Here is a 17,250-nt window from a genome sequence, read left to right on the forward strand (position 1 = left end):
GCCGCAGGCTGCGATCTTTTGATCTTGTTTTTCAAAAGATCGCAGCCTGCGGCAGCTCCTACAGGGGATCGCGTCACACCGACGCCAGCACCAGGTGCATGTAGCGTGTCAGGATGCCGAGCATTTCCTCTTCGGCGGCAGGCTCGTCTACGTTGAGCAGGCCCTGATATTCCATCCGGCCGATAATCGCCGTCAACACCTTGGCATCCTGATGCGGCTCGCGCGAGCCCAGCACCTGGAACAGCTGGCAAGAGCCCTGCAACAGGATTTGCTGATGCGAGCGCACCAGTTCGGCCAAGCGCGGGTTGAGCAATGCCTCCTGACGGAACGCCTGTTCGGCCATCAAATGTTCACGGCGATTGACCAGTTGCCGGTGAACGTAATCGGTCATCAGCCGTGCAATGTCATCCGCCAGTTTCGAGCGCGCCTGCGGGCTGCCATCGCCACTGTCGATCATCTCGCGCAGCAGGCCCTCGTTGTTCACCCAAAGCTTGCCCATGTACGCCGCACTGCGTTCCACGTATTGGGCGAAGGTATCGGTGAGCAGGTCATCGATATCCTTGAAATAGTAAGTGGTCGCCGACAACGGTACTTGCGCCTCGGCGGCCACCGCACGGTGCCGTACGGCCCGTACGCCGTCACGCACGACAATGCGCATGGCGGCATCCAGGATTTCCTGTCGTCGCTGTTCGCTGCCCTGTCGGCTGGCCTTGCGGCCCTGGTACTGAACGCTTTCAGCGACCGCAGTGGCGATACCCGCTGCACCTTCTTGAGCCATTGCACGAATCACGACAGGTATTTCCTCTCAGATGAAAGTAACAAGTTGATACGTTTGTACCAGACAGGCAATAAAAAGCCGCCTCAAAGGCGGCTTTTTAATTGAAACACTTACGCTTGCGGCCGCATGTGCGGGAACAGGATCACGTCGCGGATCGACGGGGAGTTGGTCAGCAGCATCACCAGACGGTCGATACCGATGCCCTCACCCGCCGTTGGCGGCATGCCGTACTCCAGCGCACGAACGAAGTCGGCGTCGTAGTGCATGGCTTCATCGTCGCCGGCGTCCTTGTCGGCCACCTGGGCCATGAAGCGCTCGGCCTGGTCTTCCGCGTCATTCAACTCGGAGTAGGCGTTGGCGATTTCACGACCACCGATGAACAGCTCGAAACGGTCGGTGACGTTCGGGTTCTCGTCGTTACGACGGGCCAGCGGCGACACTTCGAACGGGTACTGGGTAATGAAGTGCGGCTGCTCCAGCTTGTGCTCGACCAGTTCTTCGAAAATCATCACTTGCAGCTTGCCCAGACCTTCGAAGCCCAGCACCTTGGCCCCGGCTTTCTTGGCGATGGCGCGAGCCTTGTCGATGTCGTTCAGGTCGTCAGCGGTCAGCTCAGGGTTGTACTTGAGGATCGAGTCGAAAACCGACAGACGCACGAACGGCTCGCCGAAGTGGAACACCTTGTCGCCGTATGGCACGTCGGTGCTGCCCAGAACCAGCTGCGCCAGTTCGCGGAACAGCTCTTCGGTCAGGTCCATGTTGTCTTCGTAGTCGGCGTAGGCCTGGTAGAACTCCAACATGGTGAATTCAGGGTTGTGACGAGTCGAAACGCCTTCGTTGCGGAAGTTGCGGTTGATCTCGAACACTTTCTCAAACCCGCCAACAACAAGGCGCTTGAGGTACAGCTCCGGCGCGATACGCAGGAACATGCCCATGTCCAGCGCATTGTGGTGGGTTTCGAACGGCTTGGCTGCCGCGCCGCCAGGAATGGTCTGCAGCATCGGCGTTTCCACTTCCAGGAAGTCACGCTTCATCAGGAAGCTGCGGATGTGCGCGATGACTTGCGAACGCACGCGGAAAGTCTGGCGCACGTCTTCGTTGACGATCAGGTCAACGTAGCGCTGGCGGTAGCGCTGTTCGGTGTCGGTCAGGCCGTGGTGCTTGTCCGGCAGTGGGCGCAGGGATTTGGTCAGCAGGCGCACGTTGGTCATTTCAACGTACAGGTCGCCCTTGCCGGAACGGGCCAGGGTGCCAACGGCTGCAATGATGTCGCCCATGTCCCAGGTTTTCACCGCGGCCAGGGTTTCTTCGGACAGGGTCTTGCGGTTGACGTAGACCTGGATGCGCCCGGTCATGTCCTGGATCACCATGAACGAGCCACGGTTGAGCATGATGCGACCGGCAACCTTGACCGGGATCGCAGCCTCTGCCAGCTCTTCCTTGGTCTTGTCCGCGTACTGTTTCTGCAGTTGCTCGCAGTAGTTTTCGCGGCGGAAGTCGTTCGGGAAGGCATTGCCCTTGGCGCGCTCGGCAGCAAGCTTTTCCTTGCGCAGGGCGATCAGGGAGTTTTCTTCCTGTTGCAGGGCTTGCGGGTCGAGTTCTAGGTCGCTCATGTCTTTAAATATTCCATCTGGTTCGTTGTCCCCGGCCTGCGGTCGGGGATCGCCGGCAAGCCGGCTCCTACAGGGATCGCGGTGTGTCAGCGTATTACAGCCCCGATTTCAGGCTCGCTTCCAGGTATTCGTCGATGTCACCATCGAGCACCTTGTCACAGTCGCTGCGTTCGATGTTGGTGCGCAGATCCTTGATCCGCGAGGCATCGAGCACATACGAACGGATCTGATGACCCCAGCCGATATCGGACTTGGTGTCTTCCAGCGCCTGGGACGCCGCGTTGCGTTTCTGCATTTCCTGCTCGTACAACTTGGCCCGCAGCATTTTCATGGCGGTGTCTTTGTTGGCGTGCTGGGAACGTTCGTTCTGGCAGCTGACCACGGTGTTGGTCGGTACGTGGGTGATACGTACGGCCGAGTCGGTGGTGTTTACGTGCTGACCACCGGCACCGGAGGAGCGATAGGTGTCGATCCGCAAGTCTGCCGGGTTGATTTCGATTTCCACCTTGTCATCGATCTCTGGCGAGACGAACACCGCGGAGAACGAGGTGTGGCGACGGTTGCCGGAGTCGAACGGGCTCTTGCGCACCAGACGGTGCACGCCGATCTCGGTCCGCAACCAGCCAAACGCGTATTCGCCCTTGATGTGCACGGTCGCGCCCTTGATCCCGGCGACTTCACCGGCCGACAGCTCCATGATGGTCGCGTCGAACCCGCGTTTGTCGGCCCAGCGCAGGTACATGCGCAGCAGAATGTTGGCCCAGTCCTGGGCTTCGGTGCCGCCGGAACCGGCCTGGATGTCCAGGTAGGCGTTGTTCGGGTCCATTTCATGGCTGAACATGCGGCGGAATTCCAGCTTGGCGAGGCTTTCCTCGAGACGGGCCAGCTCGGCGACGACATCGCCCACTGCGCCTTCGTCGTTCTCTTCAACGGCCATGTCCAGCAGGTCGCGGCAATCGGCCAGACCAGTGTTCAATTCGTCCAGGGTATCGACGATCTGCGCCAGCGCAGCGCGCTCGCGGCCCAGTTCCTGGGCGTATTCAGGTTTGTTCCAGACACTCGGATCTTCAAGCTCGCGATTGACCTCGGTCAGACGCTCATGCTTTTGATCGTAGTCAAAGATACCCCCGAATAGTTTCGGAGCGCTCGGACAGGTCCTTGATGGTGTTCAGGATCGGGTTGATTTCCATGACGGGCAGCACTCGTTGGCGAACTTTTGAAAGCCGGCGAGTATACCGGGAAACGGTCGGTAACGGCAGTCCGCTTGGCCGAAAAGGCACGCCCTGTAGGAGCGAGCCCTGCTCGCGATGGTCGTTAACGATGACGCGTAAAACCAGATGCCCAACTGCGCCTTTGGCTTTTTCGCGAGCAGGCTCGCTCCTACAGGGGGATACGGTTTATTCGACCCCAACCTGATTACGCCCATTGTTCTTCGCCGAATACAGCCCCTTGTCCGCCGCCAGGATCAGGTCTCGGCAATTGCTGCCCGCTTTCGGGGTGATGGTCGACAGGCCGATGCTGATGGTCAGGCTCGAACCTTCGGTGGGCGAGTTATGCGGGATCTTCAGGGCTGCCACGGTCTGGCGCAGCTTCTCGGCCACCAGCCGTGCACCGCCCTGGGAAGTGTTGGGCAGTACCAGGGCAAACTCCTCGCCGCCGTAACGGGCCGGTAGGTCCGAAGGCCGGGCACTGGCATCCTTGATCGCCGTGGCAACCTTGCGCAGGGCTTCATCGCCTTCCAGGTGGCCGAAACTGTCGTTGTAGGCCTTGAAGTAGTCGACGTCGATCATCAGCAACGACAACTGGCTCTGCTCACGCAGCGAACGGCGCCATTCCAGCTCCATGTATTCATCGAAGTGCCGACGGTTCGACAACCCGGTCAGGCCGTCGGAATTCATCAGGCGTTGCAGCACCAGGTTGGTGTCGAGCAACTGCTGCTGGCTGACCCGTAACGCGCGGTACGCCGCGTCCCGTTGCAGCAGGGTCATGTAGGAGCGCGAGTGATAGCGGATGCGTGCAACCAGCTCAATGTTGTCCGGCAGCTTGACCAGATAATCGTTGGCTCCGGCCGCAAAGGCCGCGCTCTTGATCAACGGATCCTCCTTGGTCGACAGGACGATGATCGGAATGTCCTTGGTCGCCGGGTGATTGCGGTATTCACGTACCAGGCTCAGGCCGTCAAGGCCGGGCATCACCAAATCCTGCAGGATCACTGTCGGCTTGATGCGCACCGCGTGGGCGATGGCCTGGTGCGGGTCGGCGCAGAAGTGGAAATCGATATTCTCTTCGTTCGCCAGGCCGCGGCGCACGGCTTCGCCGATCATGGCCTGATCGTCCACCAGCAACACCATGGCGGCGTTTTCGTCGGTCTTATAGCCGTCGAGCTGTAATTCATTCATGTGCGGTCACCTGAGTACTACTTGAGCCAGGAATGAGGAAAAAGGTGCTCATTTGGCGAAAATCTCCAGCAATCGTGGCGCTATCTTGTCCAGCGGGCGAATTTCCACGGCAGCGTCGATGGCCGCGGCCGCCTTCGGCATGCCGTACACCGCACTGCTGTTTTGGTCTTGTGCGATGGTCAGGAAGCCCTGTTGGCGCATGAGTTTAAGCCCCTGGGCACCATCACGCCCCATGCCGGTGAGCAAAACCCCCACGGCGTCACCGTTCCAGTAACTGGCCACGCTCTCGAAGAACACATCGATGGAGGGCCGGTAGATCTCGTTGACCGGTTCGGCGGTGTAGGCCAGCGTGCCGTTTTTCAGCAAGCGAATATGGTGATTGGTGCCGGCCAGCATTACCGTGCCGCTTTGCGGCGGCTCGCCGTTCTCGGCCAGGCGCACATTGAGGCCGCTGGCGCTGCTGAGCCATTCAGCCATGCCGGCAGCAAACACCTGGTCAACGTGCTGCACCAGCACGATGGCCGGAGAGAAATCACGCGGCAGCCCTTTGAGCAAGACTTCCAGCGCTGCCGGCCCACCGGCGGATGAGCCAATGGCGATCAGGCTCTGGCGTGAGCCCGAACTGCGCAACGGTGCCAGCGCCGGGCGCGGGCGGTTGCCCTTGTCACCGATCAGCCAGACGATGTTCAAGATCTTGCGCAACAACGGCGCGGCCGCTTCCTGGGCATTGCCGACACCAAGGGTCGGGGTGTCAACCACGTCCAGCGCGCCGTGGCCCATGGCCTCGAACACACGATGCACGTTCTGCTCACGATCCACGGTGACGATGACGATGGCACATGGGGTCTCGGCCATTATCCGCCGCGTGGCCTCGACGCCATCCATCACCGGCATGATCAGGTCCATCAGAATCAGGTCCGGCGTGTCCAGCGCGCACTGGCGCACCGCCTCGGCGCCATTGCCGGCGACCCAGATCACCTCGTGTGTCGGCTCGAATGCCAGGGCGCGGCGCAGGGCCTCCACCGCCATGGGCATGTCATTGACGATTGCGATCCTCATGCCCGCGCTCCTCCGATGAGCTCGACCACCGCATCGAGCAAGGCGTCGTCATGAAAACTGGCCTTGGCTAGATAATAGTCGGCCCCGGCATCCAGTCCACGGCGCCGGTCCTCTTCGCGATCCTTGTAGGACACCACCATCACCGGCAGCGATTGCAGGCGACTGTCCCGACGCAGCAGCGTGACCAGTTCGATGCCGTCCATGCGCGGCATATCGATGTCGGTGATCAGCAGATCGAAATCCTCCGAACGCAGCGCGTTCCAGCCGTCCATGCCGTCCACCGCAACCGCCACGTCGTATCCGCGATGGAGCAACAGCTTGCGCTGCAACTCACGCACGGTCAGGGAATCATCCACCACCAGAATTCGTTTGCGGGCCGCCTCGACCACCTGATTGCTGTGGCGGGCAATGCGCTCCAGACGCCCCGTGTTGAGCAATTTATCCACCGAACGCAGCATGTCTTCGACATCGACGATCAGCACCACCGAACCGTCGTCGAGCAGGGCCCCGGCGGAAATGTCCTGCACCTTGCCCAGACGCTCATCCAGCGGCAACACCACCAATGTCCGCTCACCGATAAACCGTTCCACTGCCACGCCGTAGATCGCATCGCGCTCGCGAATCACCACGACTTTCAGGGTTTGCCCGCTGTTCTGACTGGCCGGACGCTGCAGCAACTGACTGGCCGCCACCAGGCCGACATGCCGGCCTTCGTGCCAGAAATGCTGGCGGCCTTCGACCTGCACGATATCCGCCGGCTCCAGGTCGCACATGCGCTCGATATGCGCCAGCGGGAAGGCATAGGCTTCGTCGCCGACTTCCACCACGAGGCTGCGCACCACCGACAGGGTCAGCGGTACCTCAAGGTGGAAACGACTGCCCTCGCCCGCCGTCTGCTCCAGCACCACCGCACCGCGCAACTGCCGGACCATGTGCTGCACCGCATCCAGGCCGACGCCGCGACCGGACACCTCGGTGACCGTGTCGCGCAAACTGAAACCGGGCAGGAACAGGAACGTCAGCAGCTCTTCTTCGCTCAACTGCGCGGCGGTTTGCGCGGGCGACAAACTACGTTCAACGATGCTGCGACGGACCTTTTCCAGGTCCACGCCGTTACCGTCATCGCTCAATTCCAGCACCAGCAGGCCGGCCTGATGCGAAGCGCGCAGGCGAATCAAACCTTCCGCCGGCTTGCCCGCCAGCAGGCGCTGTTCCGGGGTTTCGATGCCGTGGTCGACCGCATTGCGCAACAAGTGAGTCAGCGGCGCTTCGAGCTTTTCCAGCACGTCGCGATCAACCTGAGTCTTCTCGCCTTCAATCTCCAGTCGCACCTGTTTGCCCAGATCGCGCCCCAGATCACGGACCATACGCACCTGACCGGTCAGCACATCGGCAAACGGCCGCATGCGACAGGCCAGCGCCGTGTCGTACAACACCTGTGCCCGCTGGCTGGCATGCCAGGCGAACTCATCGAGTTCGGTGTTCTTTTCCACGAGCAGTTGCTGGGATTGCGCGAGCAAGCGGCGCGCATCCTCAAGGGTTTCCCGGGCCTCCAGGCTCAAGGCATGATCCTTGAGATGCACGTTGAGACTCTCCAGTGCACGCAGGCTGTTGCTCTGCATGCGCTTGAGGCGCTGCATGGTCGCAAGGTGCGGTTTGAGCCGCAGGGTTTCCACCAGGGATTTGCTCGACAGATCGAGCAGGCTGTTCAGGCGTTCGGCGGTGACACGCAGCACGCGTTCGCCGTTTTCGGTGGTGCGTGTGATCTTGCGCGGGGCTGGCGCCGATGGCTGTTCGTCGGCAGGCGCCAACGACTCGACCTTGGGCGCGGGTGCTTCGAGTTGAAGTTCGGCCATCACCGGTTCTGCTGGCGCAATCAACGGCGCCGTCGGGTCCAGTAACCGCGCCATCAATGCCACATAAGCGTCGATGTCCGCGTCCCCCGGCGTGCTGCCTGGCGTGGCAATGCGCATCAGCAAATCGGTGCCTTGCAACAACGCATCGATGTGCCCGGGACGCAGCACCAGGCGCCCTTCCTGGGCACTGACCAGGCAATCTTCCATCACATGGGCAACGCTGACCCCGGCATCGACGCCAACGATCCGCGCCGCCCCCTTGAGTGAGTGCGCCGCACGCATGCACGATTCAAGTTGATCGGCCAGGCTCGGGTCGCGCTCAAGCGCCAGCAGGCCGACACTCAAGACCAGGGTCTGGGCTTCGGCCTCCAGGCTGAACAACTCCAGCAAAGAGGCGTCGCGCATTTGCTCGGGGGTCATGTGAGGCTCCGGGTCACGGCGGACAGCAGCTGCTCTTCATCCAGCCAACGCAGGCTGCGACCTTTGAATTGCAACACGCCACGGGTGTATTTGGCGCTGGCCTGCGCACCCGGGCGCGATGCGGTATCGAGGACGTGCTCGTCGATGGCGTGAATCCCGTCGACTTCGTCCACCGGCACCACCACTGATCCGCCGTGGGCCGCGATGATCAGCATGCGCGGCATGACCCGCGTGCCGGGTGCGACGTTGCTGGTGCCGTCGAGGCCGAGCAGCTCCACCAGTGACAGACAGGCAACCAACGCGCCGCGCACATTCGCTACGCCGAGCAAGGCCCGGGAGCGCTGGTGCGGCAAGGAGTGAATCGCCTGCAGCGGCGCCACCTCGACCAGATTGCGCGTGGCCAGGCCCAGCCATTCTTCACCCAGACGGAACATCAACAACGAGCGGGTTTTCACCTCGCTCTCGACCGTGACGGACACTGGCCCGCGATCCTCCTGCTGCAACGCATAGCGATCGAGCAAGCGTGTGGCGGCCGCCGAATACACCGCACAATTGCGGCAATGAACATGTTCGGCCAGCAACGGGCAGGACTTGTCACCGTGGATACCAATACGGTTCCAGCAGTCGTCGATGGCCTGGGCATCCCGGGTGACACTAAAGGTGTCGGTGGCGATCATCGTTTACGCTCACTGTCGGCGGCGCGCTCGCTGCGGGCGGCACGCTGCTGCAATCGTCTGGCCCCCGTCGCGTCGCCCTGGGCCTGCAGCAATGCGGCCAAGTGCATCAACGCATCGGGATGTTGCGGTTCGAGGTACAACGCCTTGCGATAAAAGCCCTGGGCTTCGAGGACGTTTCCGGCGACATCGCTGAGCAGTCCCAGCCAATAGAACACCTGGGCTACCGGTTCATGACCGCGCAAATAGTTTTCACAAGCGGCCCTCGCCTCGGCGCTTTTGCCTTCATCGGCCAGCGCGGCGATGTTCGCCAGCAGCACGGCCGTATCGGTGCCAGACGTTTTCGGCGCAGAAGCCAGCGGAACAACACTGGCAAATGGGCGACTGCGCACTGGCGCAGGCGGTGGGTTGCGTAGCGGTTGCGGCACAGGCAATGGTGCTGGAACGAATGCCGGCAAGGGTTCGAAGTCCGGAGTCCCCTGTCGACTGAACGCGAAGGACTGTGCGATACCGATCGAACGCATCCCCAATCGCCCCAGCAGACTGCCTTCGGCCGGACCGATAAACAGCACGCCGTCAACGTGGGTCAGGCATTTGAGCACTTCGAAGACTTGCTTCTGGGTCGGCTGGTCGAAATAGATCAGCAGGTTGCGACAAAACACGAAATCGAATGGCGGTTCGCCGGCCAGTAACGCCGGATCCAGCAGATTGCCGACCTGCAAGCGCACTTGCTCCTGCACACACGGGTTCAGGCGATAGCCGTCACCCTCGGCAATGAAATGGCGGTCGCGAAACGCAATGTCGTCGCCCCGAAAGGAATTCCTGCCGTACAAGGCGCGCCCGGCTTTTTCCACCGACAGCGGGCTGACGTCCATGCCGTCGACCTTGAACTGGTGCGGCTTGAGCCCGGCATCGAGCAATGCCATGGCGATCGAGTAGGGTTCCTCGCCAGTGGAACACGGCAGGCTAAGGATCCGCAGCGCACGCAGATTGTTGATTTCAGCCAGACGTTTGCTCGCCAGTTTCGCCAGGGTGGCGAAGGATTCCGGATAACGGAAGAACCAGGTTTCCGGAACGATCACCGCTTCGATCAACGCCTGCTGTTCGTCCCGCGAGCCCTGCAAGGTGCGCCAATACTCATCGGCCGAGGGTGCTTGCGCCGCAATGCTGCGCTGGCGCACCGCTCGCTCGATGATTGCCGGCCCCACGGAAGTCACGTCGAGTCCGATACGCTCCTTGAGGAAGTCGAAAAAACGCTGATCGCTGTTCATGGCCGCTCCTCCAACAGCGCCGGATCCAGTGGCGGCGAGGGGAACAACAAGGCGCGAACCTGTTCGTCCAGCAGATCGCAGACCCGTACCCATTGCAGCAAGCCCTGCTCGTCCTTGCGCACCGGCCCCAAGTAAGGCGCCTGGCGATTGTCCAGACCGTAGGGCTGAAAATCCGCCGGATCGCAGCGCAAGGTGTCGGTCGCCTGTTCCAGAATCAATCCGAGCAGCTGTGATTCGGTAGTTTCATCCGGGCGATAGTTGACCAGCACCAGTCGCGTGCTGGTACGGGCCTGCGCAGGCGTACCAAACGTCAGTGCGCTCAAGTCGATCACCGGCACCACGGCGCCCCGATAGGCGAACACCCCGGCGACCCAGACGGGTGCATGGGGAATGGGCTTCAAGGGCAGGCGCGGCAGCACTTCCGTCACCTCGATGGCTTGCAACGCATAGCGCTCGCTGCCGATGCGGAACACCAGAAACAATGCATGCAGCGCCTGCTTCACGGCAGAGCGTTTGGCCGAGATTTCGCTCATCAGACTTTGAATCGCGAAACGCCGCTGCGCAGCCCGACGGCCACCTGGCTCAGCTCATCGATGGCGAAACTGGCCTGACGCAGAGACTCGACGGTCTGGCTGCTGGCATCGCCCAACTGCACCAGCGCGTGGTTGATCTGCTCGGCGCCGGTGGCCTGGGCCTGCATGCCTTCGTTGACCATCAGCACCCGCGGCGCCAGCGCCTGAACCTGATGGATGATCTGCGACAACTGCTCGCCGACTTGCTGCACCTCGGACATGCCGCGACGCACTTCCTCGGAGAACTTGTCCATGCCCATGACCCCGGCCGATACCGCCGACTGGATCTCGCGAACCATCTGCTCGATGTCGTAGGTGGCCACCGCCGTCTGGTCCGCCAGACGCCGCACTTCGGTGGCGACCACGGCAAAACCGCGTCCGTATTCCCCGGCCTTCTCGGCCTCGATGGCGGCGTTGAGCGACAACAGGTTGGTCTGGTCGGCGACCTTGACGATGGTCACCACCACCTGATTGATGTTGCCGGCCTTCTCGTTGAGGATCGCCAGTTTGGCGTTGACCAGATCGGCTGCGCCCATCACCGAGTGCATGGTTTCCTCCATGCGTGCCAGGCCCTGCTGGCCGGAACCGGCGGCTACGGAAGCCTGATCGGCGGCGGTGGAAACCTCGGTCATGGTGCGCACCAGATCCCGGGAAGTGGCGGCGATTTCACGGGAAGTCGCACCGATTTCCGTGGTGGTGGCGGCAGTTTCGGTGGCGGTGGCTTGTTGCTGCTTGGACGTCGCGGCGATCTCGGTCACCGACGTGGTCACCTGCACCGACGAACGCTGGGCCTGGGACACCAGGGATGTGAGCTCGGTCATCATGTCGTTGAAGCCGGTCTCTACCGCGCCGAATTCGTCCTTGCGCTCCAGATTCAGGCGGCTGCTGAGGTCACCAGTGCGCATGATCTCGAGGATTTTCACGATGCGGTTCATCGGCGCCATGATGGCGCGCATCAGCAACAGGCCACAGAGGGCGGCGGCCAGCACCGCGATCGCCAGGGAAATGCCCATGATGACTTTGGCGGTGAGCACCGCATCATCAATGGCCGCGATTTCTCTGTCCGCCACAGTCTTGTTATGACGCAGGATGTCATTGACCTTCATCCGACCCGCTATCCAGCTCGGGGTCAGTTCACCTTTGAACACGTTGACGGCTTCGGCGTTCTGGTTGCGTTTATACAACTCGATCACCTCGGCCAGAATCCTATGGTAGTCCTCATGAAGTTTTTCGAAGGCTGCGTAATCAACCCTGTCTTCTTCGTCGGTAATCGTTGCACGGTAGAGGTCCATCTGCTCTTTCAACCGCTCAGCGAAGCCCTTGAAGTTCTCGGCATCCTCGGTACTGAAGCTCTGCCCTTCCTCCAGGCCGAGCATGGCCTGTATGCGTACATAACTGTCGGACCACGCGTCACGAATCATCGAACTGTAATACAACCCTGGCAGAGCGTCCTCACGCACGCTGGCCTCACTGTTTTCGATCGTCAACAGCCGGGAATACGAGACGACCACCATCAGCAACATGATGGCGACAATTACCGCAAAGCTCGCCAAAATGCGTTGGCGCAACGTCCAGTTCTTCACAGTCAATCCTCGAGGCCGGTTCGAAATGCGGGGAGTATAGCCGAGGGCGGTGTTTCATTTATAAGACGGATGCGCGCCACTTCGCATCCCGTTGAAAAAAGGCGGGATGGGCTCAGGGTTGGGACTGTCCGTTAATTGGGGGGATAGGTGATAGGGGTGATTCGGTAGAAAGGGGCGGTGGAATGGTCATTGGGAGATTGAGTACTGCTTGAAAGATCAAAAGATCGCAGCCTGCGGCAGCTCCTACAAGTGAACACCGATCCAATGTAGGAGCTGCCGCAGGCTGCGATCTTTACAGGGCCTTACAGAGAGGCCTGGCGAACCTGCTTCTCAAGCTCGGCTTTCAGCCCCGGCTCCAGCTTGAGCTGCCGCGCCAGCTCGTCGAGATAGGCCTTCTCCATGAAGTTTTCCTCATCCACCATCATCACGCTGGCGATGTACATCTCGGCGGCGATTTCCGGGGTGCGGGCGGCACGGGCGACATCGCTCGGGTCCAGCGGCTTGTTGAGCTCGGCGTGCAGCCAGTGCTGCAGTTCCTGATCGCTGTCGAGCCGGGTGAATTCGCCTTCGATCAAGGCACGCTCACGCTCATCGACATGACCGTCAGCCTTGGCCGCAGCCACCAGCGCCTTGAGAATCGCCTGGCTGTGCAACTCGACTTGCGCGGCCGGTACGCGGTCCAGGGTTTGCGGCTCTGTACCGGCTGCACCGCCCTGCTGTGCCTGCCAGTTGCCGTAGGCTTTATAGGCCAGCACGCCCAATGCGGCGAGACCGCCGTAGACCGCGACCTTGCCCCCGACTTTACGGGCCTTTTTGCTGCCGAGCAGCAAGCCCATGGCGCCCGCCGCCAATGCCCCGCCGCTCGCGCCGGAGAGCAAACTGCCGAGGGCACCGGATCCACCGCTCACGCCCTTTTGCTGCGAGCTACCGCCCTTGTTCTGCAACAGGTCCTGGCCGGACTTGAGTAGTTGATCGAGCAATCCACGGGTGTTCATCTGCCGCCTCCACAAGACGTTTAACCTGAAAACAAGGCCACCAGCCTAGATTGAAAGTGCCTACGCCCCGTGCGCGAGAGTACTTCCAGATGTTGCATCGCCAAGGCACCCGGCGCTGCCCATCGAAAAAAAAGATATACACTCCAACAAATCGATAAAAACAGCCCACCGGGTGCTTTCCCATGATGACCTTGCGTCAGATCCGCCATTTCATCGCCGTGGCCGAGACCGGCTCGATCTCGGCCGCCGCACAAACCGCGTTCATTTCCCAGTCGACCCTGACCCTGGCGATCCAGCAACTGGAAGAGGAAATCGGCGTCAGCCTGTTCAGCCGCCATGCCAAGGGCATGACCCTGACCCACCAGGGGCATCAATTCCTGCGTCAGGCGCACTTGATCCTGGCCACGGTGGATAACGCCAAGCGCAGCCTGCAACAGAGCACCGACCAGGTCGCCGGGCAACTGATCGTCGGCGTGACCAGCCTGGTCGCCGGTTATTACCTGGCGGATTTGCTCACCCGTTTCCAGCGCGCCTACCCCAACGTGGAAATTCGCGTGATGGAAGACGAGCGCCCGTACATCGAGCATTTGCTGGTCAGCGGCGAGATCGATGTCGGCGTACTGATCCTGTCCAACCTCGAAGACCGCCACGCCCTGCAGACCGAAGTGCTGACCCACTCACCCCACCGGCTATGGCTGCCGGCCCAGCACCCGTTGCTGGAACACGACAGCATCAACCTCGCCGACGTGGCCCGCGAGCCTTTGATTCAACTGAACGTCGATGAAATGGACCGCAACGCCCAGCGCATGTGGTCAGCAGCCTCACTGCAACCGCGCATCACCCTGCGCACGGCTTCGACCGAAGCGGTGCGCAGCCTGGTGGCCGCCGGATTGGGCGTGTCGATCCAGCCCGACATGACCTATCGCCCGTGGTCACTGGAGGGCGACATCATCGAAGCGCGGCCGATTGCCGACCTCAGCCAGACCCTGGATGTCGGCCTGGCGTGGCGTCGCGGCACCGCGCGGCCGGCGCTGGTGGACCCGTTTCTCACGGTCGCCCGCGAACAACCCCACGGCGGGCGCAAGCCATCTATTTAATCGAACGCCACCTTCAGTATTTAGTATTTGTTGTCCTCGGGTCCGCGAACTAGTCTTGTTGCATCTAATAAAGACGGCCGGGCCCCAGCCACTGGGAGCGCTGCCATGTCTACACAAGAAGCCACACAAAAAACGAGAACCCGAAAAATGGCTGGCGCGCAGACCCCGTTGTTCACCGCATTGTTGATCGATGGTGAATTAGTCGCCGGTCAGGGCTGCGTCGAGCCGATTCTCAACCCCGCCACCGGGGAAGTCCTGACCCGGATCGCCGAAGCCAGCACCGAGCAAGTCGAAGCCGCGATCCTCGCCGCCCACCGAGCCTTTGCCGGTTGGTCACGCACCACGCCACAACAGCGTTCGAACCTGTTGCTGGAGATCGCCAACGCCATCGAAAAAAATGCCGACCTGCTGGCCCGCCTAGAATCCATGAACTGCGGCAAGCCGTTGCACCTGGCCCGTCAGGATGACCTGAATGCCACGGTCGACGTGTTCCGCTTCTTCGCCGGTGCCGTGCGTTGCCAGACCGGCCAGCTCAGCGGCGAATACCTGCCGGGCTACACCAGCATGGTCCGGCGCGATCCTATCGGGGTCGTGGCGTCGATTGCGCCGTGGAACTACCCGATCATGATGGCCGCGTGGAAAATCGCCCCGGCCCTCGCCGCCGGCAACACCCTGGTGTTCAAGCCGTCGGAACACACGCCGCTGTCGATCCTCGCCCTGGCGCCAGCGCTGGCCGAGATCCTGCCACGGGGGGTGATCAACATCGTTTGCGGTGGCGGCGAAGGTGTCGGCAGCCACCTGGTGAATCACCCTAAAGTGCGCATGGTGTCGCTGACTGGCGATATCGTCACTGGCCAGAAAATTCTTCAAGCCGCCGCCAAAACCCTCAAACGTACCCACCTCGAACTCGGCGGCAAGGCCCCGGTGATCGTCTGCAACGATGCCGACATTCAGGCCGTGGTCGAAGGCGTGCGCACCTACGGCTATTACAACGCAGGCCAGGATTGTACCGCTGCCTGCCGCATTTATGCCCAAGCCGGGATTCATGACCGTTTGGTGGCCGAACTCGGCGCGGCCGTCAGCAGCCTGCGCTTCGCCGGCAAACGCGACGCCGACAATGAAATCGGCCCGCTGATCAGCACCCGCCAGCGCGACCGCGTGGCCAGTTTTGTCGAACGCGCCCTCGGCCAGCCGCACATCGAGCGGGTGACCGGCGCAGCCGTGCATTCCGGCGCCGGCTTCTATTACCAGCCGACCCTGTTGGCCGGCTGCAAGCAAGGCGATGAAATCGTCCAGCGCGAAGTGTTCGGGCCGGTGGTCACCGTGACTCGCTTCGATGAACTGGAACAAGCGGTGGACTGGGCCAACGATTCGGAATACGGCCTGGCCTCGTCGGTCTGGACCCAGAACCTCGACAAGGCCATGCAGGTCGCGGCGCGCTTGCAGTACGGCTGCACCTGGATCAACAGCCACTTCATGCTGGTCAGCGAAATGCCCCATGGCGGCCTGAAACGTTCGGGCTACGGCAAAGACCTGTCCAGCGATTCGCTTCAGGACTACAGCGTGGTACGGCACATCATGGCCCGCCATGGCGAGCATCTCTGACTACGCTAATAACAAGCCACCAACGGCATGCTTCACCACGTTCAAAACACTGCCCCGACCATAATTAAAGAAGAGGGAATTCCCATGTTCGTGCACAAGACCGCACTGCTCAGTGCAATCACCACCGCGCTGCTGGCCAGTGCCAGTGTCCAGGCCGCCGAGCCGCTCAAAGCTGTCGGGGCGGGCGAGGGTCAACTGGATATTGTGGCCTGGCCTGGCTACATCGAACGTGGCGAGAGCGACAAGGCCTACGACTGGGTGACCGGTTTCGAGAAGGAAACCGGCTGCAAGGTCAACGTCAAGACCGCCGCCACCTCCGATGAAATGGTCAGCCTGATGGCCAAGGGCGGTTACGACCTGGTAACGGCGTCCGGCGATGCCTCTCTGCGCCTGATCGTCGGCAAGCGTGTGCAGCCGATCAACACCGCGTTGATCCCGAACTGGAAAAACCTCGACCCGCGCCTCAAGGATGGACCCTGGTACGTGGTCAACAAACAGACCTACGGCGTCCCGTATCAGTGGGGCCCGAACGTGTTGATGTACAACACCAACGTGTTCAAGACCCCGCCCACCAGCTGGGGCGTGCTGTTCAATGCGGAAAACCTGCCGGACGGCAAGCCGAACAAGGGCCGCGTGCAGGCCTATGACGGCCCGATCTACATCGCCGACGCGGCGCTGTACCTGAAGACCGCCAAGCCGGAACTGGGTATCCAGAACCCCTACGAACTGACCGAAGCCCAGTACAAGGCCGTGCTCGACCTGCTGCGCGCCCAGCAGCCGTTGATCCACCGCTACTGGCACGACACTACTGTGCAAATGAGTGACTTCAAGAACGAAGGCGTGGTTGCGTCCGGTGCCTGGCCGTATCAGGTCAACGGTCTGATGAACGAGAAACAGCCAATCGCCTCGACCATTCCGAAAGAAGGCGCCACCGGTTGGGCCGACACCACCATGATGCACGCCGAGGCCAAGCACCCGAACTGCGCCTACAAGTGGATGGACTGGTCGCTGCAACCGAAAGTCCAGGGTGACGTAGCGGCGTGGTTCGGCTCGCTGCCAGCGGTTCCGGCGGCGTGCAAGGAGAGCGAACTGCTCGGCGCCGAAGGCTGCAAGACCAACGGATTCGACCAGTTCGACAAGATCGCCTTCTGGAAAACCCCGCAAGCTGAAGGCGGCAAGTTCGTACCGTACAGCCGCTGGACCCAGGACTACATCGCGATCATGGGCGGTCGTTGATCCCCTAACCAGATCAAAAGATCGCAGCCTTCGGCAGCTCCTACGCCGATCGCATGCACCGCAAATGTGGCGCCCTATGCAAAATCTGTAGG

14 protein-coding genes are annotated in these 17,250 nt (G+C 61.5%); 3 read left to right on the forward strand and 11 right to left on the reverse strand.

What is annotated here, in order from left to right; genetic code table 11:
* Window positions 1–73 precede the first annotated feature (73 nt).
* The 11 genes from AC1DWG_RS27325 to AC1DWG_RS27375 all read right to left on the reverse strand — a co-directional run bounded on the left by AC1DWG_RS27325 (window position 74) and on the right by AC1DWG_RS27375 (window position 13,220).
* Window positions 74–790, reverse strand: a complete 717-nt coding sequence (locus tag AC1DWG_RS27325; RefSeq protein ID WP_046041074.1) for a TetR/AcrR family transcriptional regulator — start codon at window positions 788–790, stop codon at window positions 74–76.
* A 98-nt stretch (window positions 791–888) separates the two neighbouring features.
* Window positions 889–2,391 (reverse strand): lysine--tRNA ligase, encoded by a 1,503-nt coding sequence (gene lysS, locus AC1DWG_RS27330; RefSeq protein WP_477763911.1) that lies wholly within the window; start codon window positions 2,389–2,391, stop codon window positions 889–891.
* A gap of 94 nt (window positions 2,392–2,485) precedes the next feature.
* Window positions 2,486–3,581, reverse strand: a protein-coding gene (gene prfB, locus AC1DWG_RS27335) for a peptide chain release factor 2 (protein ID WP_109790603.1) whose coding sequence is annotated in 2 segments (ribosomal slippage) — window positions 2,486–3,508 and window positions 3,510–3,581 — 1,095 coding nt in all. Because the reading frame shifts where the segments join, the coding sequence is not laid out codon by codon here.
* Between the two features lie 207 nt (window positions 3,582–3,788).
* Complete coding sequence (locus AC1DWG_RS27340; protein ID WP_477788612.1) at window positions 3,789–4,790, reverse strand: diguanylate cyclase domain-containing protein; 1,002 nt, start codon at window positions 4,788–4,790, stop codon at window positions 3,789–3,791.
* A gap of 48 nt (window positions 4,791–4,838) precedes the next feature.
* Window positions 4,839–5,849 carry a chemotaxis-specific protein-glutamate methyltransferase CheB gene (gene cheB, locus AC1DWG_RS27345; protein WP_477763913.1) on the reverse strand — a complete coding sequence of 337 codons (1,011 nt, stop codon included), beginning with the start codon at window positions 5,847–5,849 and terminating at the stop codon, window positions 4,839–4,841.
* Window positions 5,846–8,125 (reverse strand): response regulator, encoded by a 2,280-nt coding sequence (locus AC1DWG_RS27350; protein WP_477788613.1) that lies wholly within the window; start codon window positions 8,123–8,125, stop codon window positions 5,846–5,848. Before AC1DWG_RS27350 ends, cheB begins: the two co-directional genes overlap by 4 nt.
* Window positions 8,122–8,802 carry a chemotaxis protein CheW gene (locus AC1DWG_RS27355; RefSeq protein ID WP_477763915.1) on the reverse strand — a complete coding sequence of 227 codons (681 nt, stop codon included), beginning with the start codon at window positions 8,800–8,802 and terminating at the stop codon, window positions 8,122–8,124. The genes AC1DWG_RS27350 and AC1DWG_RS27355 overlap by 4 nt, the downstream gene beginning before the upstream one ends.
* Complete coding sequence (locus tag AC1DWG_RS27360) at window positions 8,799–10,070, reverse strand: CheR family methyltransferase (RefSeq protein ID WP_477763916.1); 1,272 nt, start codon at window positions 10,068–10,070, stop codon at window positions 8,799–8,801. The genes AC1DWG_RS27355 and AC1DWG_RS27360 overlap by 4 nt, the downstream gene beginning before the upstream one ends.
* Entirely contained in the window at window positions 10,067–10,603 is a 537-nt protein-coding gene (locus AC1DWG_RS27365; protein ID WP_477763917.1) for a chemotaxis protein CheW, read from the reverse strand. The genes AC1DWG_RS27360 and AC1DWG_RS27365 overlap by 4 nt, the downstream gene beginning before the upstream one ends.
* Window positions 10,603–12,225 carry a methyl-accepting chemotaxis protein gene (locus AC1DWG_RS27370; protein WP_477788614.1) on the reverse strand — a complete coding sequence of 541 codons (1,623 nt, stop codon included), beginning with the start codon at window positions 12,223–12,225 and terminating at the stop codon, window positions 10,603–10,605. Before AC1DWG_RS27370 ends, AC1DWG_RS27365 begins: the two co-directional genes overlap by 1 nt.
* Window positions 12,226–12,527: 302 nt before the next feature.
* Complete coding sequence (locus tag AC1DWG_RS27375) at window positions 12,528–13,220, reverse strand: tellurite resistance TerB family protein (RefSeq protein WP_477763919.1); 693 nt, start codon at window positions 13,218–13,220, stop codon at window positions 12,528–12,530.
* Between the two features lie 182 nt (window positions 13,221–13,402).
* Between AC1DWG_RS27375 and AC1DWG_RS27380 the strand changes: the two genes are divergently transcribed.
* From AC1DWG_RS27380 to ydcS, 3 genes are all read left to right on the forward strand, one after another.
* Window positions 13,403–14,317 (forward strand): LysR family transcriptional regulator, encoded by a 915-nt coding sequence (locus AC1DWG_RS27380; RefSeq protein WP_007975056.1) that lies wholly within the window; start codon window positions 13,403–13,405, stop codon window positions 14,315–14,317.
* Between the two features lie 105 nt (window positions 14,318–14,422).
* Window positions 14,423–15,922, forward strand: coding sequence for a gamma-aminobutyraldehyde dehydrogenase (locus tag AC1DWG_RS27385; protein ID WP_477763920.1), 1,500 nt, complete (start codon window positions 14,423–14,425; stop codon window positions 15,920–15,922).
* 84 nt (window positions 15,923–16,006) lie between these two features.
* Window positions 16,007–17,158, forward strand: coding sequence for a putative ABC transporter substrate-binding protein YdcS (gene ydcS, locus AC1DWG_RS27390; RefSeq protein ID WP_477788615.1), 1,152 nt, complete (start codon window positions 16,007–16,009; stop codon window positions 17,156–17,158).
* Window positions 17,159–17,250: the final 92 nt, after the last annotated feature.

This window comes from Pseudomonas sp. P4_B3, from assembly GCF_056402295.1.